At 67.5% G+C, this 23,217-nt stretch carries 24 protein-coding genes; 16 read left to right on the top strand and 8 right to left on the bottom strand.

The features are described from left to right. The first annotated feature begins 15 nt into the window (after positions 1-15). The 6 genes from ACIA8C_RS24830 to ACIA8C_RS24805 are packed head-to-tail and all read left to right on the top strand — an operon-like array spanning position 16 to position 5,584. Entirely contained in the window at positions 16-1,485 is a 1,470-nt protein-coding gene (locus ACIA8C_RS24830; protein ID WP_397138557.1) for an aldehyde dehydrogenase, read from the top strand. A gap of 15 nt (positions 1,486-1,500) precedes the next feature. After that, positions 1,501-2,250, top strand: coding sequence for an SDR family oxidoreductase (locus ACIA8C_RS24825; RefSeq protein WP_397138555.1), 750 nt, complete (start codon positions 1,501-1,503; stop codon positions 2,248-2,250). After that, complete coding sequence (locus ACIA8C_RS24820) at positions 2,247-3,116, top strand: NAD(P)-dependent oxidoreductase (RefSeq protein ID WP_397138553.1); 870 nt, start codon at positions 2,247-2,249, stop codon at positions 3,114-3,116. The genes ACIA8C_RS24825 and ACIA8C_RS24820 overlap by 4 nt, the downstream gene beginning before the upstream one ends. Then, positions 3,113-3,508 carry a carboxymuconolactone decarboxylase family protein gene (locus ACIA8C_RS24815; RefSeq protein WP_397138551.1) on the top strand — a complete coding sequence of 132 codons (396 nt, stop codon included), beginning with the start codon at positions 3,113-3,115 and terminating at the stop codon, positions 3,506-3,508. The genes ACIA8C_RS24820 and ACIA8C_RS24815 overlap by 4 nt, the downstream gene beginning before the upstream one ends. A 12-nt stretch (positions 3,509-3,520) precedes the next feature. Next, positions 3,521-4,990, top strand: a complete 1,470-nt coding sequence (locus ACIA8C_RS24810) for an FAD-dependent oxidoreductase (protein WP_397138549.1) — start codon at positions 3,521-3,523, stop codon at positions 4,988-4,990. 15 nt (positions 4,991-5,005) lie between these two features. Then, entirely contained in the window at positions 5,006-5,584 is a 579-nt protein-coding gene (locus ACIA8C_RS24805) for a TetR/AcrR family transcriptional regulator (RefSeq protein ID WP_397138547.1), read from the top strand. Positions 5,585-5,611: 27 nt separating this feature from the next. Here the strand turns inward: ACIA8C_RS24805 and ACIA8C_RS24800 are convergent, their stop codons facing one another. After that, the gene (locus ACIA8C_RS24800; RefSeq protein ID WP_397138545.1) at positions 5,612-6,055 is read right to left on the bottom strand and encodes a nuclear transport factor 2 family protein; all 444 of its coding nucleotides are present in this window, start codon (positions 6,053-6,055) and stop codon (positions 5,612-5,614) included. Between the two features lie 231 nt (positions 6,056-6,286). On the opposite strand from ACIA8C_RS24800, the gene ACIA8C_RS24795 reads away from it, so the two are divergent. Beyond that, positions 6,287-7,873, top strand: a complete 1,587-nt coding sequence (locus tag ACIA8C_RS24795) for a GMC family oxidoreductase (protein ID WP_397138543.1) — start codon at positions 6,287-6,289, stop codon at positions 7,871-7,873. Between the two features lie 8 nt (positions 7,874-7,881). Here ACIA8C_RS24795 and ACIA8C_RS24790 read toward each other — a convergent pair whose 3' ends face one another. Further along, the gene (locus ACIA8C_RS24790; RefSeq protein WP_397138541.1) at positions 7,882-8,229 is read right to left on the bottom strand and encodes a DoxX family protein; all 348 of its coding nucleotides are present in this window, start codon (positions 8,227-8,229) and stop codon (positions 7,882-7,884) included. A 107-nt stretch (positions 8,230-8,336) separates the two neighbouring features. Here ACIA8C_RS24790 and ACIA8C_RS24785 point away from each other — a divergent pair, with 107 nt between their 5' ends. Next, on the top strand, positions 8,337-9,215 hold the full coding sequence (locus ACIA8C_RS24785; RefSeq protein WP_397138539.1) for a sigma-70 family RNA polymerase sigma factor: 879 nt from the start codon (positions 8,337-8,339) through the stop codon (positions 9,213-9,215). A 64-nt stretch (positions 9,216-9,279) separates the two neighbouring features. Here the strand turns inward: ACIA8C_RS24785 and ACIA8C_RS24780 are convergent, their stop codons facing one another. After that, on the bottom strand, positions 9,280-9,696 hold the full coding sequence (locus tag ACIA8C_RS24780; RefSeq protein WP_397138537.1) for a hypothetical protein: 417 nt from the start codon (positions 9,694-9,696) through the stop codon (positions 9,280-9,282). A 208-nt stretch (positions 9,697-9,904) separates the two neighbouring features. On the opposite strand from ACIA8C_RS24780, the gene ACIA8C_RS24775 reads away from it, so the two are divergent. Beyond that, the gene (locus ACIA8C_RS24775) at positions 9,905-11,125 is read left to right on the top strand and encodes a PucR family transcriptional regulator (RefSeq protein WP_397138535.1); all 1,221 of its coding nucleotides are present in this window, start codon (positions 9,905-9,907) and stop codon (positions 11,123-11,125) included. Here the strand turns inward: ACIA8C_RS24775 and ACIA8C_RS24770 are convergent. Further along, positions 11,043-11,669, bottom strand: a complete 627-nt coding sequence (locus ACIA8C_RS24770; RefSeq protein WP_397138533.1) for a 4Fe-4S cluster-binding domain-containing protein — start codon at positions 11,667-11,669, stop codon at positions 11,043-11,045. The two genes, ACIA8C_RS24775 and ACIA8C_RS24770, sit on opposite strands and share 83 nt — an antisense overlap. Before the next feature lie 509 nt (positions 11,670-12,178). On the opposite strand from ACIA8C_RS24770, the gene ACIA8C_RS24765 reads away from it, so the two are divergent. The 5 genes from ACIA8C_RS24765 to ACIA8C_RS24745 all read left to right on the top strand — a co-directional run bounded on the left by ACIA8C_RS24765 (position 12,179) and on the right by ACIA8C_RS24745 (position 16,299). Beyond that, entirely contained in the window at positions 12,179-12,874 is a 696-nt protein-coding gene (locus ACIA8C_RS24765) for a response regulator transcription factor (protein ID WP_397138925.1), read from the top strand. Further along, a complete protein-coding gene (locus ACIA8C_RS24760; protein WP_397138531.1) occupies positions 12,871-14,058 on the top strand; it encodes an ATP-binding protein in 1,188 nt (395 codons plus the stop codon). Before ACIA8C_RS24765 ends, ACIA8C_RS24760 begins: the two co-directional genes overlap by 4 nt. Continuing rightward, positions 14,055-15,137 carry a hypothetical protein gene (locus tag ACIA8C_RS24755; protein ID WP_397138529.1) on the top strand — a complete coding sequence of 361 codons (1,083 nt, stop codon included), beginning with the start codon at positions 14,055-14,057 and terminating at the stop codon, positions 15,135-15,137. The genes ACIA8C_RS24760 and ACIA8C_RS24755 overlap by 4 nt, the downstream gene beginning before the upstream one ends. Before the next feature lie 126 nt (positions 15,138-15,263). Beyond that, entirely contained in the window at positions 15,264-15,545 is a 282-nt protein-coding gene (locus ACIA8C_RS24750; RefSeq protein WP_397138527.1) for a response regulator transcription factor, read from the top strand. A 316-nt stretch (positions 15,546-15,861) separates the two neighbouring features. Next, positions 15,862-16,299, top strand: coding sequence for a hypothetical protein (locus ACIA8C_RS24745; protein WP_397138525.1), 438 nt, complete (start codon positions 15,862-15,864; stop codon positions 16,297-16,299). 8 nt (positions 16,300-16,307) lie between these two features. Here ACIA8C_RS24745 and ACIA8C_RS24740 read toward each other — a convergent pair whose 3' ends face one another. Next, a complete protein-coding gene (locus ACIA8C_RS24740) occupies positions 16,308-17,399 on the bottom strand; it encodes an alpha/beta fold hydrolase (RefSeq protein WP_397138523.1) in 1,092 nt (363 codons plus the stop codon). Between the two features lie 446 nt (positions 17,400-17,845). Next, on the bottom strand, positions 17,846-19,045 hold the full coding sequence (locus tag ACIA8C_RS24735; protein WP_397138522.1) for an esterase/lipase family protein: 1,200 nt from the start codon (positions 19,043-19,045) through the stop codon (positions 17,846-17,848). Between the two features lie 372 nt (positions 19,046-19,417). Between ACIA8C_RS24735 and ACIA8C_RS24730 the strand changes: the two genes are divergently transcribed. Together ACIA8C_RS24730 and ACIA8C_RS24725 are read left to right on the top strand one after the other, a co-directional pair. Then, positions 19,418-20,062, top strand: a complete 645-nt coding sequence (locus ACIA8C_RS24730) for a YdcF family protein (protein ID WP_397138520.1) — start codon at positions 19,418-19,420, stop codon at positions 20,060-20,062. Positions 20,063-20,073: 11 nt separating this feature from the next. Continuing rightward, the gene (locus tag ACIA8C_RS24725) at positions 20,074-21,123 is read left to right on the top strand and encodes a fused (3R)-hydroxyacyl-ACP dehydratase subunits HadA/HadB (RefSeq protein WP_397138518.1); all 1,050 of its coding nucleotides are present in this window, start codon (positions 20,074-20,076) and stop codon (positions 21,121-21,123) included. A 1-nt stretch (position 21,124) separates the two neighbouring features. On the opposite strand, the gene ACIA8C_RS24720 is transcribed toward ACIA8C_RS24725, so the two are convergent. Beyond that, positions 21,125-22,162, bottom strand: a complete 1,038-nt coding sequence (locus tag ACIA8C_RS24720; RefSeq protein WP_397138516.1) for an LLM class flavin-dependent oxidoreductase — start codon at positions 22,160-22,162, stop codon at positions 21,125-21,127. A gap of 49 nt (positions 22,163-22,211) precedes the next feature. Further along, positions 22,212-23,210: an alpha/beta hydrolase gene (locus ACIA8C_RS24715; protein WP_397138514.1), complete on the bottom strand. Its 999-nt coding sequence runs from the start codon at positions 23,208-23,210 to the stop codon at positions 22,212-22,214. Positions 23,211-23,217: the final 7 nt, after the last annotated feature.

The raw sequence follows: 23,217 nt of genomic DNA, 5'->3' as shown, positions 1-23,217 counted from the left end.
GCATCGGAGAACCGCATGACCAATCTCCTGCCCGCCGACGGCGCACGCGTGCTCATCGGCGGCAAGCTCGTCGAGGGCGGCGACGGGGTCTTCGCGACCGTGAATCCGGCGACCGAGGAGGTCCTCGGGCACGCCGCGAACGCGAACGCCGCCGACATGGACGCGGCCGTCGCAGCGGCCCGCACCGCGTTCGACGCGACCGACTGGTCCCGCGACCACGCCTTCCGCGCGCGCTGCCTCGAACAACTGCGCACCGCACTGCAATCGCACACCGAGGAGCTGCGCGAGCTCACCATCGCCGAGGCGGGCGCGCCTGCCATGTTCACCCGCGGACCGCAGCTGGAAGGCCCGATCGCCGACCTCGCGTACTCCGCCACGCTGGCCGAAAACTACAGCTGGGAAACCGATCTCGGGGTCGCGGAGCCGATGGGCATCAAGACCCGCCGGGTGCTGCGCCGCGAGCCCGTCGGGGTGGTCGGCGCGATCACCCCGTGGAACTTCCCGCACCAGATCACCTTCGCCAAGCTCGGACCCGCGCTGGCGGCCGGAAACACGGTGGTGCTCAAGCCCGCTCCCGACACACCGTGGTGCGCGGCGGCCGTCGGCGCGATCCTTGCCGAGGAGACCGACATCCCGGCCGGTGTGGTGAACATCGTGACCTCCGCCGACCACGGGCTCGGTACCCAACTCACCGAGCATCCCCTGGTCGACCTGATCAGCTTCACGGGTTCGACGCAGACCGGTCGCGCGGTGATGCGCGGTGCCGCAACGACACTCAAGAAGGCCTTCCTGGAACTGGGCGGCAAATCGGCCTTTATCGTGCTCGACGACGCGAATATCGCGGGAGCCTGTGCGGTGGCGGCGTTTTCGGTGTGCGTGCACGCCGGACAGGGCTGCGCGCTCAGCACCAGGCTGCTCGTTCCCCGCGCGGCTTACGACGAGGCGGTGCAGGCCGCCGCCGCGACCATCGCCGGGATCAAGCCGGGCGATCCGGCCGGCTCGCGAACCGTGTGCGGGCCACTCATCTCCGAACGGCAACGTGCCAGGGTCGAGCACTACCTGGATATAGCGCGGTCGGAAGGCGGCCGCATCGTGGTCGGGGGCGGCAGGCCGAAGAACCTGGAGCGCGGCTTCTTCATCGAGCCGACACTGATCGCGGACGTGCCCAACACCGCGACCGTCGCCCGCGAGGAGATCTTCGGCCCCGTGCTGGTCGTCATCCCCCACGACGGCGACGACGACGCCATCCGGCTCGCCAACGACTCCCCCTACGGCCTGTCCGGCTCGGTCTGGGGCACCGATCCCAAGCGAATCCGCCACGTCGCCAACGGCGTCCGCACCGGGACATTGAGCGTCAACGGCGGCGTCTGGTACGCCGCCGACGCCCCCTTCGGCGGCTACAAGCAGTCCGGCATCGGCCGGGAGATGGGCATCGCCGGGTTCGAGGAATACCTGGAAACCAAGCTGATCGCGACCGCTGGATAAGAGGAGCACACCGTCATGGCCCGTTTCGCGGGAAAATCCGTCATCGTCACCGGTGCCGCACAGGGCATCGGTGCCGCGTACGCCGCCGCGCTGGCCGCCGAGGGCGCGAAAGTCGTTGTCGCCGACAAAAATATCGAGGGCGGGCAGGAAACGGTGGCGAAGATCACCGCCGACGGCGGCACCGCGCTGTTCGGTCAGGTCGACGTGTCCGACCCCGAATCCGCTTCGGCGCTGGCCGAATTGACGGTCGCCGAGTTCGGCGGCATCGACCACCTCGTCAACAACGCCGCCATCTACGGCGAGATGAAGCTCAACCTGCTGCTCACCGTGCCGTGGGACTATTACAAGAAGTTCATGAGCGTGAACATGGACGGCGCGTTGAACATGACCCGCGCCGTCTGGCCGCACATGCGCAAGGCGGGCGGCTCGATCGTCAACCAATCGTCTACCGCCGCATGGACCTACGCCAGCTTCTACGGCCTGGCCAAGGTCGGCATCAACGGCCTGACCCAGCAGCTGGCGTTCGAGCTCGGCGGCTCCAACATCCGAATCAACGCCATCGCACCGGGTCCCATTGATACCGACGCCACCAAGGCGGTGACGCCGCAGGCCATCGTCGAGGACATGGTGAACCGGTTGCCGCTCAAACGGATGGGGACCCCGGCCGACCTGGTCGGCGCGTGCCTGTACCTGCTGTCCGACGAGGCGAGCTGGGTCACCGGGCAGATCTTCAATGTCGATGGCGGACAGGTGTTCCGCTCGTGACCGAACCGAGGATCGGCTTCATCGGACTCGGCGCCATGGGCGCGCCGATGGCCAAGCGGCTGCTCGACTGGCCGGGCGGCCTGACGGTGTGCGACGTGCGAGCCGAGGCATTGCAGCGCTATACCGAGGCCGGTGCCGATGCCGCCCTATCCCCCGCCGAGGTCGCCGAACGCGCAACGATCATCTCGGTCGCGGTGGTGAACGACGCCCAGGTGCGCGACGTCCTCACCGGCCCCGACGGTCTATTGCGCAGTGCCGCACCGGGAACCGTGGTCGCGGTGCACTCGACGATCAGCGACCTGACCGCCGAGGCACTGGCCGCCGAATGCACCACGCACGGTGTCGAATTCGTCGACGCGCCGATCAGCGGCGGTGCACCGGGGGCGAAAAAGGGCACCCTCGCGGTCATGGTCGGCGGTAGCGACACGGCATTCGAGCAGGTTCAGCCGCCGTTCGGCTGCTTCGCCGATCTGGTCGTGCACGCCGGACCGGTCGGCGCCGGAACCCGAATGAAATTGGCGCGCAACCTGGTCCACTTCATCGCGTTCGCCGCGACGACCGAGGCGCAACGGCTGGCCGAGGCCGCCGGACTCGATATCACGCTACTCGGCAAGGTGGTCCGTCATTCCGACGCCGTCACCGGCGGCCCCGGCGCCATCATGCTGCGCGACCGCACCGCGCCGATCGAGGAGGGCGACTTCTGGCTGCCGATCCTGCGACACGTGCGTGACCTCGGCGAAAAGGACCTGAGCCTGGCCATCGACCTCGGCGCCCGGCTCGACATCGCACTCCCGCTGGCCGAACTCGCGCTCGAACACCTCGGGCCGGGGCTCGGCGTCGGCGCCTCCGAAAGGCAAACCTCATGACCGACAACGATTCCGTACGCGAGCGCGGCCTGGCCAAGATGGCCGAGGTGTACGGCACCGAGTTCCAGGACTACCCCGGCAGCCACTTCGCCGTCACCGCCGATCACCTCTTCGCCGACATCTGGTCGCGGCCCGCCCTGTCCATCCGGGACCGGCGGCTGATCCTGCTCGGCGCGCTTACCGCTCAGGGCGCCATCGACACCGCGGGCATCCAGATCGGCGCCGCGCTGCGCAACGAGGAACTGACCGAGGAGCAACTACACGAGATCGCGGTCTTCCTCTGCCACTACGTAGGTTGGCCGAACGGCACCAAACTCGACCTGTTGGTTGGCACCATTGTGGCGCAGCAAAAAAAGGCCGCCCGTCAGCAGCAATCCGATCGCACCGAGTGAAGGACCCGAAACATGTCTGATGCCAACACCCTTCGCCCGCTGCGTGCGAGCGGCGTCACCGAATGGGACCACCAGGCCGACGTCGTCGTCGCGGGTTACGGCATCGCCGGGGTGTGCGCCGCGATCGAGGCGGCCCGCGCTGGCGCCGACGTGCTGATCCTGGAACGCACCGGCGGCTGGGGCGGCGCGGCCGCGATGGCGGGCGGCTTCATCTACCTCGGCGGCGGCACCCCGCTGCAACAGGCGCTCGGCTTTGAGGACACGCCGGAGAACATGGAGACCTTCCTGCTCGCGGCCCTCGGCCCCGGCGTCGACAAGGCCAAGATCGCCGACTACGCCCGCGGCAGCGTCGAGCACTACAACTGGCTGGTCGCCAACGGCGTGCCGTTCCGCGAGGCCTTCTGGGGCGAGCCGGGCTGGGAGCCGCCGCACGACGAGGGGCTGATGTACTCCGGCGGCGAGAACGCCGCGCCGTTCAACGCGATCGCGAAACCGGCACCGCGCGGCCATGTTCCGCAGATGGCGGACAAGAAGATCGGCCGCAAGAGCGGCGGCTATATGCTGATGAAACCGCTCGCCGAAACCGCCGAATCCCTCGGTGTCCGAGTCGAATACGATCTGCGGCTCGGCCGGCTCGTGCTGGACGACGACGATCGCGTCGTCGGAGTGATCGCCAAGCGGTACGGCAAGGAGGTGGCGATCCGCGCGGACCGCGGCATCGTCTTGGCCACCGGCAGTTTCGCCTACCACCAGCAGATGATCGAGGGCTACGCACCGCGCCTGATCGGCAGGCCCGCGGCCGCGATCGAGGAGCACGACGGCATCGGCATCCGCGTCGCGCAGGCCCTCGGCGCGGAGCTGGCGCACATGGACGCGACCGAGGTGGCCTTCTTCGGCGACCCGCAGCTGATGGCGCGCGGCATCCTGGTCAACGGGCGCGGCCAGCGATTCATCGCCGAGGACACCTACCCGGGCCGCATCGGCCAGGCGACCCTCATCCAACAGGAGAACCAGGCCTTTCTCGTGATCGACGAGGCGTCCTACGAAGCCGGGCTGGCCACCGAGACCTCCACTCCGTTCTTCCGGCAGCCACCGACCTGGGCCGCCGAAACCGTGGCCGAACTCGAAAGCGACATGGGCCTGCCCACTCTCGCGCTGCAGGCCACCGTCGACTGCTACAACCTGCACGCCGCCGACGGCAAGGACCCACTGCTCGGCAAGAAGCCGGAATGGGTTCGGCCGCTGCGTGGTTCGCTGGCAGCGTTCGACATGCGCGGATTCACCGCGGGTTTCACGCTCGGCGGGCTGCGCACCGACCTGGATTCGCGGGTACTGCACGTCTCCGGCGAGCCCATCCCCGGCCTGTTCGCCGCCGGGCGCTGCACCTCCGGGCTGTGCGCGGGCGGGTACGTGAGCGGAGCGTCGCTGGGTGACGGCAGCTTCTACGGCCGACGGGCCGGCCTCGCCGCGGCGAAGAACTGAGTAGTATCCAGACACATGTCCGAACCCGATTCCGTCATTCTCGAGGCGACCCGCCGCAGGCTGTCCGGGAAACAGGCCGACACCGTCGACAAGCTCACCAGGTCGGCGGTGGAAGTGCTTGCCCGCGAAGGGTTCGCGGGCATGACAATCCGGATGGTCGCGGCCGCGGCGGGGGTCGGCGCGGCGACCGCGTACACCTATTTCTCCTCGAAGGAGCACCTGGTCGCCGAGATCTTCTGGCGGCGTTTGATTTCCGCGCCGTCCCCGGTCAGCGAGGACGCGGACCCGACCGTGCGGGTGGTCGCCGAACTGCGGACCATCGCCATGCTGGTGGCCGACGAACAGGAACTGTCCGGCGCGGTGACCAGCGCACTGCTCGGCCGCGATCCCGATGTGGTGCACTTGCGCGGCCGCATCGGCGCCGAGATCCGCAAGCGGCTCATCCGCGCCCTCGGCACCGACGCGGACCCGGATGTCGTCGAGTCACTCGAGTTGCTCTACGCGGGCGCCCTCGTGCGAGCGGGCATGGGCTACGCGTCCTATTCGGAAATCGCCGACCGCATCGAGAAGTCCGCGTTACTCATCCTGAAATAGTCCGCTCGACACCGCCGGGCCGCACGATCAGGACTCGGCGGGTACCGGCAGTTCGGTGAAGCCGAACGCGACGAGCTGACGCACCGGATCGTGGTAGCTGACCCACTCGGCGATCTTGCCGTCGCGGAATCGGAAGATATTGAGATAGTCGTTGCGGTACGGCCTGCCGGTATCCCGAACGACCATGTCGCCCTTGACCTCCACCAGGAAACTGTCCGGGTTCAACATGGGCTCGACCTTGACCACCGTTTGCGCGGTGGAGCTGTACCGGTCCATCGCGCCGTTCAATTGGCGCAGATTCTCTTTGCCCTCGCCATGATTCGGGAAGCCGGGCAGCTGGTACGGAATCGACATCCGCACATCGTCGGTGCACAGCTCGTACAGCTTCTCGTACTCCGTTGCCGAGATGAACTCGTAGAACTGTTCGATCATCGCGATCTTGCGCGCGCGGCCCTCGTCGTTCATATCCATCACAGCCTCTCGATCAAAGGGAACCGAATGGTCTCAACAGAGATTACCAAGCCAATACGACCGATCGATCGTTTTGTGACTGGCGCCACTCGAGTCGTTACTTTATCGGCGGCCGACAAGATCAGTAAAGGAACCGTAGCCGATGACTTGTGCCCGGTTGCGCCGAAATCGAACCCCGGCCCAGCTCCGCCTCGTATCTTTGCCGTAGGCGTCATAGATCGGAGTGGGACTGTGCAACCAGGTGGCCTTACCGCGGACTACGTGATCGTCGGCGCCGGATCCGCGGGAGCGGTGCTGGCGAATCGGCTCAGTGCCGATCCGAATACCTCGGTGGTGCTGCTGGAGGCAGGACCCGCCGACAAGAACAAATTCGCGCATATTCCCGCCGGATTCGCGAAACTCTTTCGCTCCGAGGTGGATTGGGACTATCTCACCGAGCCGCAGCCGGAGCTGAAGAACCGGCAGATCTATTGGCCGCGCGGCAAGATGTTCGGCGGCTCCTCATCGATGAACGCGATGATGTGGGTGCGCGGTTTCCGCGCCGACTACGACGAGTGGGCGTTGCTGGCCGGCCAGGAGTGGGGTTTCGCGGCCGCCGTCGAGCAGTTCCGGCGGATCGAAAATGTCGAGGACGCACAGTATCCCGACGAGGGCGCCAACGGGCCTTTGCACATCTCGCGGCAACGCAGTCCGCGCGCGCTGACCGCCGCATACCTGACCGCGGTGCGGGAGGCGGGTTTCCAGGTCGAGCCGCCGAATCGGCCGGAGCCGGAAGGCTTCAGCGAGACCATGGTCACCCAGCACGGCGGCAGGCGCTGGAGCACCGCGGACGGGTACCTGCGGCCCGCGATGCGGCGGCCGAACCTGACGATCCGCAGCGAAGCGCTGGCCACCCGCGTGCTGTTCGAGGGAACGCAGGCGGTCGGCGTCGAATACCACCAGGGCGGCGGCCCGCACACGGTCACCGCGCGGCGCGAGGTGGTGCTGTGCGGTGGCGCGATCAACAGCCCGCAGCTGCTCATGCTTTCGGGCATCGGCGATCGAGATGAATTGGCGCGGCATGGCATTCGTGCCCTCCGGCACGCGCCCGAGGTGGGCGCGAACCTGCAGGATCATCTCGTCACCGGCGTCGGCTACGGGGTGGCCGGCGATTCGCTGTTCGCGGCCGAGAAGCCACGCCAGCTGCTCGACTACCTGATCCGGCATCGCGGCATGCTCACCTCCAATGTCGGTGAGGCGTACGGATTCGTACGCAGCAGGCCCGAGCTGGACCTGCCCGACCTCGAGATGATCTTCGCCCCGGCGCCGTTCTACTACGAGGGCCTGGTCGATCCGACCGAACACGGCGTCATCCTCGCGACCGTGCTGCTGCGCCCGCACAGCCGCGGCCGGATCGCGCTGGCGTCCGCGGACCCGGCCGCCAAGCCGCTGATCGACCCGCGCTACCTATCCGACAGCGCGGGCATCGACCGGGCCGCCCTGATGTCGGGCCTACGCACCTGCACCGAAATCGCGGCCGCACCGGCTATGAAAGCCGTACTCGGCCCGATCATCTACCCGCCGCAGGCACCATCGCAATTGGAAGCCACCCTCGAACTGACCCTGAACGGCTACTCGCACACGCTGTATCACCCGGTCGGCACCTGCCGGATGGGCACCGACGTGGCCAGCGTCGTCACGCCGAAGCTGGAAGTCCGTGGCGTGCAAGGTCTTCGAGTGGCCGACGCCTCGGTGATGCCACTGCTCGTGCGCGGCCACACGCACGCGCCGGCCGTTTTCATCGGAGAGCAGGCGGCCACATTCATCCAGCGGGGGTAGCGCCGAGTTCAGGACGCGACGAACAGGGCGAGCGACGCGGCGGCCAGTCCCAGATAGGGCATCGGGTAGGCGAGGTCGCCGTAGCCGCGGGCGCGGACGATGGCGATGATCGCGCCGAGGAAGTAGAGGACGAGGCAGATCGCGGCAGCCAACCCCAGCGGCGGAATCGCCAGGCCGACGAGTAGGCCGAAGGCCCCGGCCGCCTTGATGACGGCCAGGGGGTACAGCGTCCAGTCCGGTATGCCGTAGCTCTTCATGTTGTCGCGCACCCATTGAGCACGGAACACATCGACTCCCGAGGCGATCAGCACGGCGGCCGCGGCGGCGATGGTGACGATGACGTAAGCGGTGGACATGGGGTAACACCCTCCTGTTTCGTGGTGTGGCCGGTCTGCGATGGTGTGCGGACGCAGATCGGCCATCCGTCGACGGTGTGACGGATGACGGAACGGAAAGGTGACCGATGCACGCCCAAGACCTGCTGGCGCGACGTTTCGAGACACATCGCGGCCATCTGCGGGCGGTCGCGTATCGGATGCTCGGTTCCGTCAGCGAAGCCGACGACGCCGTGCAGGAGGCCTGGCTCCGGCTCGCGCGGCACGACACCGAGGACGTGACCAATCTGGTCGGCTGGTTGACCACGGTGGTGTCTCGAATCTGCCTGGACATGTTGCGGACTCGCGCGACTCGGCGCGAGGCCCCACTCGATCTGCTCGCCGAGCTCGGCAACGCCGATTTCGACAGCGACCCGGAACACGAAGCGGTCCTGATCGATTCGGTCGGCCGGGCCCTGCTGGTGGTCCTCGATACGCTCGGCCCCGACGAACGGGTGGCGTTCGTGCTGCACGATCTGTTTGCCCTGCCGTTCGATCAGATCGCGCCGATCCTCGGGCGGACCACGGCGACCACGAAGAAACTCGCGAGCCGCGCCCGTCATCGGGTTCAGGGCGAAACAACCGCGACAGCAACCGAACTCGCCGAACAGCGACATGTCGTTGAGGCATTCCTGACGGCTGCTCGCGGCGGCGATCTCACCGCCCTGCTCGCCGTGCTCGCCCCCGACGTGGTCCGGGTCGCCGACCCTGCCGCGCTGCCCGCGGGCCTGTCGGCGGTGGTCCGGGGCGCGACCACGGTGGCGAAGGAAACCGTACTGCTGCAACGCCGTTCGCGGGTCGCGACGCTCGCGCTGGTAAACGGCTCGGTCGGCATCCTCGTCGCACCGCGCGGCGCACTGCTACTCGCCATTACGGTGACGGTGCGCGGCGATCGGGTCGCCGGTTACCAGGTGATCGCCGATCCCGCCCGGCTGCGCGAACTCGACCTCGCCGTGCTCCCGCAATAATGCTGGGCGACAACGCAAACGTGCCCGCGCACCGTCTGAACGGTGTGCGGGCAACAGGCCGGTGCTATAGCGCGGGCACCCGGGCAAATCCGACCGGCGGTGTCGGATTCGGTCCGGTGCGCACGACCGGGCGAAAGTCGGGCAACGCGGGCAGTACGTCGACATTGCCCGCGGCGTAGCAGCGGACCTTGGGCAGCGCGCGCAGCACCTCGGCGCGTTCGACCGGTTCGTCATCGATGAAACCGATGGTGTCCAGCGTCAGGCCCAGCGTGGTACCGATCCGGCTGATCGCCGAAGACTTCGGACCCCAGCCGATTTCGAGGGCGGAGAACATCTCGTAGACGCCGTGCCGGTACAGCTTGTCCATGGTCAACTCGCGATCGCCGCGGCCGGCCACGGCGTGCCAGATGCCTCGATCGCTGAGCAGCCGCAGCGTGCGCAGCGCGGCGGGCCGCAGCGCCCCGCTGGATCGATCGCTCACCGCGCCGTCCCACAGTGTGTTGTCCAGTTCTCAGACAGAACCAGCGGTACCGCATTCGGTCACGGAACCGCTGTGACGCAACACAACCACCAACCGACCAGTCTCTGATGCCCGCTATAGAACCGGGCGAATCGATCCGCGACGGGTATCCAACGATTAGTGTGAATGCGCTGTACAGCTATCTCCCGGGGGCGGAAGGAAGTCGTCAATGTCGATCGACAACTCTGCACGGCAAAGCCTGACTCTGGCAGGCAAGCCGATGTCGTCCCCACTCAAGGACGTTCGCGCGTTATCGCGCCAGATGGTGGGGCACTTCGTCGAAAACGTCATCCCCTGCGGCACCCTGCCCGCGGACGCGATCTCCGGCGATGTCACCACCATCACCAGGGTCTGCCTCGAATTCGCGGTCAGCATGCTGGACGGGCAGGACATCCCCGGCAAGTTGCAGCGCCTGCAGGACGCCGCGTCGAGCTGGGCCCGCGAGGGCGTGCCGATCGACACCATCCATCACTCCATCCACGAAGGCTTCAAGATGGGCCTGGATCTGGTGGTGTCGGACGCGTCCATCAAGGACTACGACAGCCTGGTCGACGGCGCCAAGATGGTGCTGGAGATGCTGGACATGTTCAGTTCCGCCATCTCGGTGGCCTACATCAGGGAACTGCGCTCGGTGGTCAGCGAACACCACACCGCCGTGCACACCCTGACCTCCGCCCTGCTCGGCGGGCACAGCACCTCCACCATGGCGCGCGAATGCGGCATCGCCATCGCGACCTCGTATGCCGTGCTCGCCGTGGCGATTCCGCCGCATCGGGAGGAGCACAATCCGATGCTGGACAGTCAGGTGGTCGCGCGCCGCAAGCTCAGACGGGTGCAGGCCGAACTCGCCACCCGCTGCGGCGACAGCGCGCTTTCGCTGCTCAGCGTCGACGGCGGCACCGTGCTGATCCCGTCGGCCACCTTCGACAACGCGGGCTACGAGGCCCTGGTGACCCAGCTGTCGCACGCCGCGCAGGCCGGCATCACCGCGACCATGGTCGAGGCCACTCCCGAGCAGATCCCCAATGCCGCCGACCAGGCGCACGAGTTGCTCGACATGGTGCAGCGGCTGGAGGCGGTGGCCGGGCTGTACCGCTTCGACGAACTCGCGCTCGAATACCAGCTCACCCGCCCCGGCCCCGGCCGTGAATATCTCGGCCAGCTGCTCGACCCGCTCGACGAGCACCCCGAACTGCTGGAAACCTTGCAGCGCCACATCGCCAACAACCTCAACCGTCAGCGCACCGCCCGAGTCCTGCACGTGCACACCAACACCGTGGACTACCGGCTCAAGCGGATCGGTCAGCTCACCGGCTTCGACCCGTCCCAACCGTCCGGGCTGTGGTATCTGCGATCGGCCTTGGTCGCGCGCAGCTATCGCACGATATGAGGTCGGTGCCGAATTCGGCTGCGGCATAACGTCGGATGCCGAGCGCCGAGCTCGCGACAACCTCCCGATTCGCCGCACCGCGCAGCGCGATATCGCGCCCGTCCTCGGCTACCGGACGTTCGGTGACCAGCGCGTCGACCGAGGCGCGCAGCCAGGGGAACCGCTCGTCGAGCACGGCGGCCGATCGACCGGAGTAGAGCAGGATGTCGGCGGGGCGGGCGAGCCGCGCGCGCCATCCGCCGATGCCGTCGAGCAGGGCACGCAGCGCCGCGGGCTGGCCGGTCGGCTCGCGGCCATAGATGGTGACGCCATCGACCAGGTCGACCGGTAACTCGTGCAACCAGCCGAGTATCGTCGCGACACCGCAGCGCGTCGATTCATCGAATACCCAGGTGTTTTCGGCGAGGCAGCCGCGGCAGAAGATACGGCAGCCCGGCAACCACAGGCCTGCCCGAATTCCGAATCCGATGTTCGCCACCGGAAAACGCGGGCGCGACAACAACATCGTGGCGCTGTCCGGGTGCCGAGTCGAGTGCACGTCCATCTCTCCTGAGCCTTGCCGCCAGGCGGGGCCGCGCCCCGCGTCCTCACCTAGTGACGAGCTTCGTGGCGCCGATGCCCGCTGTCTGTCCGCTGAACACACGACACCACTCCATGATCGGGGATTTCGCCGACATCCATTCCGGCGTCAGCGAAGTCAAAATGGGTAATTCGACGAACTTCCAGGAAATAATGCAACCACTCCGATCACGTCGACTAACGTAATATTTTCGCACGGAAATTCACATTGGGACGCTGTGCAGTTTCGCACACGGCGACGATAGCCTGTCATCCGCCGGACCCTGCCGCTGATCACCACTGCCGCAACCTGATTCGAGCCGCCCATCATAAAACCGACCGGTCGATACCGATTTACACTGTCCAGGACCACCATTCGATCATCATTCGATCCACCCCAACAGGCGCGAAACTCGAATAATCGAAGGGCCCGACTTGGCACCTTCGTTACCGAGTGATTTAATTCCATTCATGGTGATCCGTCGACTGCTCACTATGGCGGGGGTGGCCGTCACCGACCTGCCCGGCCCGTACGCGAAGCCGGGCACGGTGCGCCGGATCGGCATCGTCGAGGACCACCAGGCGGTCGCGGTCGGCCTGGCCGCCATCCTGTCCGACCAGCCGGACCTCACCGTCGTCGCGATCGCGCCCACCGTCCCCGAATTGCTGAAGCAGGCAACGGATCTCGATCTGGCCGTCCTCGATCTGCGGCTGCCCGACGGTTCCAGTCCGCGCGAGAACGTCGAGATGCTGCACAACCTCGACATTCCCTGCCTCGTCTACACCACCGGCGATTGGCGCGACCTGATCCGCTCGGCCGCGCGCGCCGGCGTGCTCGGCGTCGCGCTGAAAAGTGACCCGGCCGAGCGCACCACCGCGATGATCCGCGCGGCCGCCTCTGGCAGGCAGGTGGCGACGATGGCCTGGGCCTCGGCCATCGACAGCGACCCGGCGCTGACCAATATCGATCTGCCGCCCCGGCAGCGAGACGTGTTGGAGCACTACGCGAACGGCGAGACCGCGGCCTCGGTGGCGCACAAGCTCGGCCTGTCCGAGCACACGGTCAACGATTACCTGAGCCGGATTCGCCGCCGGTACGCCGAGGCGGGCCGGCCGGTCCGGTCGCGGGTCGACCTCTACCGTGAGGCCAAGCGGGACGGTTTTCTCGGCGGCGATCCACGGCCGCGATGATCGAAGCGGCCGCGCCACGGCGCAGCGCCGAATCTCGCCTCGTCCGCGGCGCGGGCCTTTTCGTCGGGTCCGGCGGCCTCTTCTACGCGGCACTCACCGTGCCGACCGCGCTGACCCAGTCGTCGCTGGCGGCGCCGTGGTGGACTCCGTTGTCGCTCACCGTGATCTATCTGCCCACCGTGTTCATCGCCGCCGCCGCGCTGCGCTGGCGTTTCGACCTGACCCGGTACGCGGTGCTGATTTTCGCGTTCGGCTATCTGTTCGCCGCGGCCAGCTGGCTTGCCGTGCGCGCCGATGCCGTCGTGCCACCCGAACAGTCGTTGTGGATCACCTGGATTCCCGGCCTGCCCGCGGTAGCGCTCTGTATCTTCTGGCGCCGCATACCTTTCGCCTATCTCGTCCTCGCTGCTGCGCTCGCGCAGATCGACGCGGCCTACGCCCGTGGACCGGACGCGCACAACCCGGTGGTGCCGGATTTCCTGTTCGCCGTTGCCTATTCGGCCCTCCCCTGCGCGGCATGCGTCGTATTGGTGCGGGTCGGGCGAGTGCTGGATCAGACCTCACACGAGGTCCGCGCGAAGGCGTCCACCGCCGCCGCGGCCGAGGCGCGCCGCTTCGAACGCCGCCGCTTCGACGCGCTGGCCCACGACTGGGTCATCGCGACACTGCTAGAGGCCTCGCGCGCACCCAACTCCCCCGTGCTGACCCACCACGCGGACGTGACGCTGCGCGACCTCGAACGATTGAGCTCCGGCATGCCGCTGCGGGACAACCTCGACCTCGACCAGGTGGTGGCGAGCATCCGGGCGACCGCGGCCGAGGTCGACGACTCGGTGCGACTGCGCACCGACCACGCCGCGGGCGCCGCCCTCGCGGTACCCAGCGAGGTGGCGACGGCGCTGGCCGCCGCGGTCGGCGAGGCGCTGCGCAACTGGCAGCGGCACGCCGGTTCGGGCACCCGAGAAGCGGTCTGCGAGGTGCTGGTGACCGCAGACGCGGACTCGGTACAGGTAGATGTCGTCGACGACGGCGTCGGATTCGATCCCGCGACCGTCCCGCCGGACCGAATCGGCCTGCGCGCCAGCATCATCGACCGGCTCGCCGAGTTGCCCGGCGGTTGGTCGGTCATCGACGCCGCGCCGGGCCGCGGCTGCCGGGTCAGCACCGGCTGGGTGGCGCGATGATGGCGAACCGGACCGTGCGCGACGACGTACGCGACATTCTCGGCATGCGGACCAGGGCGGCCTGGCTGGTGTCCGGTCTGTTCGCCGTCGCGATCAGCTCGATGGCGTTCGCGGCCGACGACGGGATCCGCGATATCCGGCTCACCGCGCTCGCGGTGCTGCTCATCCTCGGCGCCGGATCCGCCATGCTGCTCGCGCCGGGCGATCCGCTGCCCGCTCGGTTCGCGGCGCCCGCCGCCGTAGCGGCCCCGCTCGCCGCCGCGCTTGCCATCTCGCAGCTGCCCGTCCCGATGGGCAACTCCACCCAAATCTGGTTTCTCGGCGCGGGATCGGCGTATCTGAACTTCTTGTGCGTGCGCGGCGCACCGCTGTGGGCCTGGACCGGCGTGCTCGGCCAGATCGTCGTCAGCACCTGGTGGACGACGCATACCGGTCAGGGTTGGCGCACCGGGGTCGGCTTCTCGTTCATCAACCTGACTCCGCTGCTCATGGCGACGTTCTTCGCCAGGGTGGTCCGCCCGCTCGCCCATTCGATTCTCGCACTGCGCCAACAAGATACCGATCGCGCCGCGGCCGAGGCCGCCGCGCAAGCCGCCCAGCAGGAGCGCGACGAACGCGTCGCCCGGCTCGGCAGCGCCGCGCGGCCGCTGCTCGAGATCATCGCCTCCGGCCGCCCGCTCACCGCGCAGGAACAGAACGAGTGCAGCCTCGTCGAGTCGGAGTTGCGCGACGACATTCTGGGCGGACTGATGATCGACGCGTCGGTCGGCGCCGCCGCGCGCTGTGCCAGGCAACGCGGGGTCACCGTGGTGCTCGACGACGGCGGTGGCCTCGACGAGGTCGACGCCGACCTGAGGCAGCTGGTGCGTACCGTCTTGCGCGACGCGCTCGACTACGCCGACGGCGGCACCATTACCGCCAGGATCCTGCCGCCTGGGCGCGGTACGCTGGCATCGGTTCTGCTGCGCGACAACGGCGAACTCCGGATCGAGGTCGAGGCCTCCGGCGCGGTGCGTTCCGACCTGGACGGTCGCCAAGATGTTCGCGAAGCGAAGCAAGACCCCAGACCTGCGGGCTGAAAGCTGGGGAATTCACAGCGCGGTAACCGGAACATATATTCAGTGGGCACATCGGTTATTGGTCTGCAACCTTCGGGGAGGTGCGGCACCGGAGCCGACTGACACTGCACGAAGCGGGAAAAACTGATGACTGCGATCGTTCCGGATCCCCGACCACAACCGAACCCGATCACGTTGTGGCGCGACCCCCACCTGTCGGCGCGGGAGCTCGAAGTACTTGTCGCCTGGGTCAAATGCGATTCGAAAACGCAGGTCGGCATGCAGCTCTACCTGTCGATCGGCACCGTCAACACCCACATCACCCGCATTCGCGCCAAGTACGCGGCGGTCGATCGAGCGGCCAACACCAAGGCCGCGCTGGTGGCCCGTGCCCTGCAGGATGGCGTGATCACGCTGGACGAGTTGTAGTCGCATTGCGCCACTGTCTTTCTCTCGATTCGACGCTAACATCGTGATAGCAGTACCGAAATCATTTGAACGACGGATGTGAATCGAACGTGACCCACTGTCGCTCGCCGTGGTGTCGGACATTTGACCGACAGACAACGATGCGAAATCGTGACATCGTCAGATTTCGCGGACGAAACAGACCACGACACTAGGCGAGCACCCCGCCGTCGTGCAGATCGGTTGCGCCCACGAGTTTCTCGGGCATTGCTTGTTCTGGACTCGGTCGCCGGTACGACACGTCGCGACCGCACGCGGGAAGGTGTGGGCACGGATCGTGAACCGACGATATGCCTATGAGGTGACCGTCCCGACCCCGGCGCTGGACGACCTCATCCTGGCGGTGCACGAGGCCGCGGGACAGTCGGGTGGGCGGTCGCCGCGCCGGTGGCGGTTCGGCAACGTCGTCGGCATCAGCGCGCCGCGGGTGCGCGACCTCGCGCTGGCCACCGTAGAGACCAAGCATGTGGTCGATCGCCGCGCCATCGCGGCGATCACCGTCACGCTACACCGCGGTGCCGCCGTCGACGTGATCTTCGCGATCGACGGCGCGCTGGCCTGCGCTCAGTTCTACTGTGCGACACCGAACTCCGAGATCGCCATGGCGCAGGAGACGTCCTGGGCCGAGTATCTCGTCACGAAAACGTCGGAGACGCTCGCCGCGACCGGCGTCACGACCAGTGTGTCGTGCGGTTGCGCGAGCACCACCGACTGAAGCGTGCGTTAGAGGTGCCCACCGCCGCCGATCAGCCACGGGTTGAAGGTGCAGGCGAGGTTCGGGTGGCCTGCGGGGTCGAGGGCGCGCAGCGCGATGGAGAGGGCGCGCGGTGAGTACATCAGGGTCTGATGGTCGGACAGGTCCAGTTCGCAGCCGTCCTGGAGGGTGACGTTCTCGACCGAGGCGCCCCGGCCTTGCCGGAGGAAGGTCAGGTTGTACGGGGTCATGATCTCGTCGTAGCGGGTGCCGACGACCGTGTAGTCGATGCCGGGGACGGTGTCGCCGTTTGCGTTGAGCCGGTTGACGAAATCCGAGCCGATGGTTTGCTCGGCGACGGCGTGCCCGACCACGATCGAGCTGGCGCCGACCACGTCGACACCGATGTTGTTGATGGCCCGGCCCAATGCGGCGATGCCGTCGATGGTGGAACCGTGATGCGTCGCGCCGAAGGTGATCAGGTGCTGCACCTTGTCCGCGCCGCCCTCGAACTTGGTGTACCAGTTCGCCATCGCGCCACCCTGCGAGTAGCCGATGATGTCGACGGCGGGGGCACCGGTCGCCGCGAGTACCCGGTCGACGAAGGTGCCGAGCTGCTTGGCCGAATCCTCGATGTTGCCGGTACCCATCACGCCGGGCAGCACCGGCGGGAGGCCGCCGCCCTGCACCGGGCCGGACCGGCCGTAGTTGAACGCGAAGGTGCAGAAACCCGCGTCCTTGATCGGCTGACTCATGAAGGCGAAGCTGTTGTAGGCGTTCATCCAGGTGCCGTGCAGCAGCACCACCGGACGCGGGTGCGCGGCGGTCGGCTTGCAGTTCCAGTCGTTGGCGCCGGGCGGCGCGGCATCCGGGTTCAGCAATCCGTAGCCGAAAGCGGCCAGCCACGCGGGCAGAGCAGGTCCGGAACCCACTGTGTCGCTGGCGAATCCACCGGACAGGCCCGCACTGAAGCCATAGTCGGCGACTGCGGCACCACGCCCGGCCGCGTCGATGCGGTCGGCGATGAGCTGCTCGATCGACTGGTCCGGCGGCGCGGCGCTCGCGCCCGTGCCCGCGACGCCGAGAACCAGCGCCGCGACGCCGACCAGCACCGCTGCCATCGATGATCGCCTGGAGGTCCTTGATTTCATTGATATGCCTTCCGGCGTCGCACGCGGCGTTCGGGATATACGGAAACGGCACAGTCCGGCACGGGCAGGTCCGGAGGTGGAACTCCTCCGCACAAACCCGTGCCGGACAGTACGACCTACAGGCAAACAGCGCATCATGGAGCGGATATAACCATGCGACCAATGGCGCGTAAATTTCATCCAGACGCGGTAAACCTCTTAAAGATTCGGTGAAAAGCACAGTGCCCACCGGGCGACGCGTGCGGTCGCTGCCCGGTGGGCACTTTCGCCACGGCTCGGACTCGGGGCGGCAGAACAGTGGGCGGGGTTGAGGTCCCGTCCTGCGCACCGATCACGTGGCGTGCGGTGCATCTGTCGAAACAGGCTTGGAGAGTTAGGGTTTCGCCTGTTTGTCGAGATACACGTTCTTTCGGGTGCTACAGCCCGCCGCCACCGCCGATCACCCACGGGTTGAATGTGCACTCCAGGCTGGGGTGTCCGGCCGGGTCGAGGGCGCGCAGCGCGATGGACAGAGCGCGGGGCGAGTACATCATCGTCAAATGGTCCGAAACGTCTTGTTCGCAGCCGTCCTGCAGGGTGATGTTCTGCACCGACGCACCCGGTCCCGGCTTGAGGAATGTCAGGTCGTAGGGATTGGTGATTTCGTCGTAGCGGGTGCCGACAATCGTGTAATCGACACCGGAAATGGTGTCGCCGTTGGCATTCAGCTTGTTGACGAAGTCGGAGCCGATGGTCTGCTGAATACCGGCGTGGCCGACGAAGATCTCGATGAAGCCGAGGATGTCGATACCGAAGTTGTTGATCGCCCGGCCGAGCGCGCCGATGCCATCCAGCGACGTGCCGTGATTCGTGGCGCCGAAGGTGACCAGGTTCTTCACCTTGTCCGCGCCGCCGTTGAACTTGGTGTACCAGTTGGCCATCGCGCCACCCTGCGAGTGCGCCACGATGTCGACCTCCGGTGACCCGGTGGCGGCGAGCACCCGGTCGACGAAGGTGGCCAGTTGCGCGGCGGAGTCCTGGATGTAGCCGGTGCCCATCACGCCGGGCAGCACCGAACCGAGGCCGCCGCCCTGAATCAGGTTGGACCGGCCGTAGTTGAAGGTGAAGGTGCAGAAACCCGCGTCCTTGATCGGCTGACCCATGAACGCGTAACCGTTGTAGGCGTTCATCCAGGTGCCGTGCAGCAGCACCACCGGACGCGGATGCGCGGCGGTCGGCTTGCAGTTCCAGTCGTTGGCGCCGGGCGGCGCGACGTCGGGATTCATCAGGCCGTAGCCGAAGGCGGCCAGCCAGGAGGTCATCGGCGGGCCGAAACCGACTGTGTCGCTGGCGTATCCGCCGGACAGCCCGGAACTGCTGCCGGATCCGCCGTAGCAGTCGCCGGAGCCGTTGCCCGATCCGGCGCCGCTGCCCGAATTGCAGGCGGAGCCGGACGCGCTGCCAGAATCGGCGACCGGTGCCGCCGTGCGGCCCGCGGCGATGTAATCGGCCAGGGTCTGCTCGGTCGGCGCGGGGTCAGCGTTCGCGCCGGGCCCGGCGATGCCCATGACCAGCACCGAGACGCCCGTCATCACCGCCGCCGCGAGCGACGACCGGCCGAGGGTACTTCGTTTCATTGCATGCCTTCCTACGTCGAGCACAGAATTCGAGAGACAGTGCCGAGGTATGCGAGGTAGACGGCACTGAAACTGCGCCAACGCTAAAACCGGGCGGCCGGGCAACCCATCGGTCGACGCGCTTTCTGGACAGCTCACCAAACCCGCTGTCGCGGTTAGTTAAACGGCACAGTCCGGCGCCGGAGAACAACTCGGTGAGGAATAGTCACAGTGCGACGCCGGGGTTTTCCGGGCGGCGTCCAATGGCACGTGTCTTCCACTAGACAGCGACCGGGCCGGACGGTGAGGTCTACAGATAAACGGCGGAATTATGGAGCGAATAAACGGAGTGGCCGACCATGAGTGAATCCTTTCCAGCCATCGGAGATCGCCATGTTCGCCACCTTGTTTTCGAATTACCGCGGCACCGCGTGCGCGGTAAGGCGCACGGCCCGCACCCTTTTCGGCGCCGTCGCCGTCGCGGTGACCCTCGTCCATTTACCCGCCGCCCTCGCCGAGAGCACCGGTTCGGCCGACAGCGCGCTCCCGGACGCGCTGCGCGACCTGGTCCCACAGGCACCGGAACCCCTTCCGGCGCTGCACGGTCCGGCCACCGCGATCGTGGTGCTCGGCTACGGCCTGCTGCCCGACGGAACGATGCGCCCGGAGCTGATCGATCGTCTGCACGCCGGATTCGTGCAGGCACTGCTCGCGCCCGCGTCGCCGATCATCGTCACCGGCGGCAACCCGCACAACGGCGTCACCGAGGCGCGGGCGATGGCGGACTGGCTTGTCCAGCACGGCATTCCGGCCGAACGGATCCATCTGGAACCGGACGCCGACTCGACCGTGCAGAACGCCGAACGCTCCGCGCGGATCATGCGGGCGATCGGCGCGCGGGACGCGGTGGTGGTCACCTCGGCCGACCATATCGACCGGGCCGTCGACACATTCATCGATGCCGGGGTGGATGTGGTCGGCGCGGTCACGCCCGATCGAGTGCCACGGCTCGTATGGCAATTCGGGCCCGGCAGGTAAAAGGAGCAATCATGCGCGACATTTCCGTCAATCCATCCGATCAGGTCCAAGCATTGGTCGACCGTCGGTATCGGTCTACGACGCCGTATGACGTAAGCCGAGGCAAGATTCGCGAATTCGCCCGCGCCGTGCAGGATTATCATCCGGCGCATTGGAGCGAGGGCGCGGCCGCCGATCTCGGTTTCGCCGGGCTGGTCGCACCGGCCACCTTCTCCGCTATCATTCTGAACCGGGTGCAACGGGAAATATTGGACACCGTGCTCACCGGCTATCGGTCCACCCGGATTCTGCACGCCGATCAAGTACTCGACATCGCCAGACCGGTGGTCGCGGGCGACCGGCTGACCTGCGATATCTATTTCGAATCCTTCCGCCATTTCGCCGACTACGACGTGCTGGCGATCAAGAGCGTGCTCATCGATCAGCGCGGCGAAACGGTACAGACCGGCTCGACCGCCCTGCTCGCCAGAACCGGTCTCGCGGATCCTCGGCTTGCCGAGACGGTCCGCACCATCGCCATTCAGGGCTACTCCCCTACCCGGCCGCGCCCGAGGGCCGGACAGCTCGCCGTCGCGGATGCCGGCCCGTTCGAACCACTGCGTGGCAGCCGGATGCCGCGCACGACAGTCGATTTCGACTCGCTCGCGGTCGGCACCGAGCTGCCGCGGCGCACGGTTCGGCTCTCGCGCGTGGACCTGGTGAATTACGCCGCGGTGGTGGGCGATGCCGATCCGGCCAGGTGTGAGGACGACGGCGCGACGGCGAGCGGGTTACCGTCGGCGGTCGCGCCCGGAATGCTGAAACTCGGCATGGCCGCGGCATTTCTGAGTTCCTCGCTGGGAGATCCGGCCGCCGTCACCAGGTTTCGCGCGCAGTTCGCGCACTACACCCACTACCTGCGGATCCCGCCGCTCGCGACGAGCGCGATCGAGTTCAACGGCCGGGTCACCTCGCTCGATCCGCGCCGTCGCCGCGCCACCATCGCGATCGACGCACGGTCGGACGGCCGCAGGCTTTTCGGCTACGCCGCGGCGGAAGTCCGCTTCCCCCTTGCCGATTGACCTATCCCCTGCCCGCGTCGGCACGACCCGCACCCGCGGCGTCGAGCAGACCGGCCACTCGGGCCAGCCGACGGTGCGACTCCAGCCGTGCCGCACGATCGTAAGTGCTGGTGTGCACCAGGATTTCGTCCGCGCCGGTGCTGGTCACCCATCGCTCCAACTGCTCGGCGACCTCGTCTTCGGTGCCGTGCAGGTGACCACGTAGCGACTCCTCGAAGATCCGGCGCTCCCGATCGGTCATGGTGAGCGCCTCGATCTCCGCGGGCGGGAGCAACGTCGGAAACTCGCCGCGGGTCCGCGAATACGCGTTCGACCAGGCCTCCGGTAGCAGCAGCCGGTGCGCCTGCTCGGCGGTATCGGCGATCACCACCGAGCCGGACACCACGACATAGGGCTCGGCACCCCACGCCGTGGCGGTGAACTCGGCACGGTAACGCTCGATCGCCTCGATCATCCGGTCCTGACCGCCAACGGCGGCGATGACCAATGGCAGCCCGAACCGCGCCGCCCGCTGCGCACCCGAACCGGTCGCCAGCACAAACGCCTGGACTCGCAGTCCCTCGGCGGGCCAGCCGTGCACGCCGTCACGGCCGTGGTCGAAGTAGTCGAGCAGTTCGGTGAGCTGGGCGTCGAAGTCTTCGGCGGCCCGTTTGTCGTGCCCGAGCGCGCGGCGCACCCCGTCGGTGAAGCCGACCGATCGGCCGAGACCCATGTCGATCCGGCCCGGATACAGCGATTCCAGCACGCCGAACTGTTCGGCGACGATCAACGGCTGATGGTTGGGCAGCATCACCCCGCCGGTCCCGATCCGAATGCGCTCGGTCGCCGCCGCGGCGGCCGCGGCGAGTACCGTCGGCGCCGACCCCGCCACGCCAGGCACGCTGTGATGCTCGGACACCCAGAACCGGTGATAACCCCACTCCTCGGCGAGCCGCGCGAACTCGACGGTCTCGCGCAACGCCGAAGGATGACTCTGGCCGCGCCGCACGCGGGAGCGGTCAAGGATGGACAACCGGACGGAGGGAAGTGCCGAGGTCATACCTGTGTCAACGCGGCCAACGCCCGGTGATTCCGCGGTGCGGTCACGGTCACTTCGGGGAGGGCAGCTCCAGTGCCTTCGAGAGCACGGCCCAGGCTCGTGGCAGCTCTGCCTCGAAGTCGGGCCAGGAATGCATGCCTGCCGCGTCGTATTCGATGGTGGCGGGAATGTTGAGCTCGGTCAGCCGCGCGGCGAAACGCTCGGTGCACGAGCGGGCACCCGCCTCCAGCGCCGCGCCGCCGCCGGCCAGCCGCAGCGCGTCCACGACGGTCGGCGACTGCGCGATGGCGACCAGGTCGGCGCCGGTCGGCACGCCGGTGGCGGCCGAGAGATAGATCGCGGTGCCGCGCAGGTCGGCCGCGCCGAGCAGGCTGTCGTGCTCCGCCCATTCCGGCGAAGTCGGTGGGCCCCAGAGGTTTTCGACATTGCCGCCGCGCGAGGCGACGGTGATCGTGGTAACGGCGTGACCGAGCGGGTCCGCGGTGGAATAGCACCCGCTCATGCCTGCCACGGCGCGATAACGTCCAGGATGCCGTTGGGCCAGCATCATCGCCGCTTGCGCGCCCATCGAAACCCCCGCGATGGCGCGCCGCCCGCTCGATTTCAGCAGCGATTCGACAATCGGCGGGAGCTCCTCGGTGAGGAAGGTTTCCCACCGGTTCAGGCCGAGGGTGGCGTCGTGCCGGTCCCAGTCGCTGTACATGCTGCCGGTACCGCCGCTGGTCAGCACCACGTCCACCGGCTTGTCCGCGAAGAACTCCGCCGCGCCGCCCTTGCTCAGCCAGCCCGAGGTGGTTTCGCCGTCGACACCGTCGAGCAGATACAGCGTCGGACGCGGTCCCGAACCGGTGCCACGCAGCACGTCGACCTCGATGATCCGCCGCATCGCCGCGGACGCGATCCGCAGGTGATCGCGGTGCGGGCCGGCACTCTCGATCGAGATCAGCCCGGTGCGCGTCATCGCCGGGTCGACGGCGGGCGGCGCGCTCGGCACGCCGGGGTCGTCCGCCACCGCGGGCACCGCGACCGTCGCGGCGATCACCGTCATCGCCGCC

The sequence above is a fragment of the Nocardia sp. NPDC051321 genome, assembly GCF_044455225.1.
Classification (GTDB): Bacteria; Actinomycetota; Actinomycetes; order Mycobacteriales; family Mycobacteriaceae; genus Nocardia.
The sequence above is the reverse complement of the archived record's forward strand: the minus strand, read 5'-3'. Positions and strand labels throughout refer to the sequence as shown.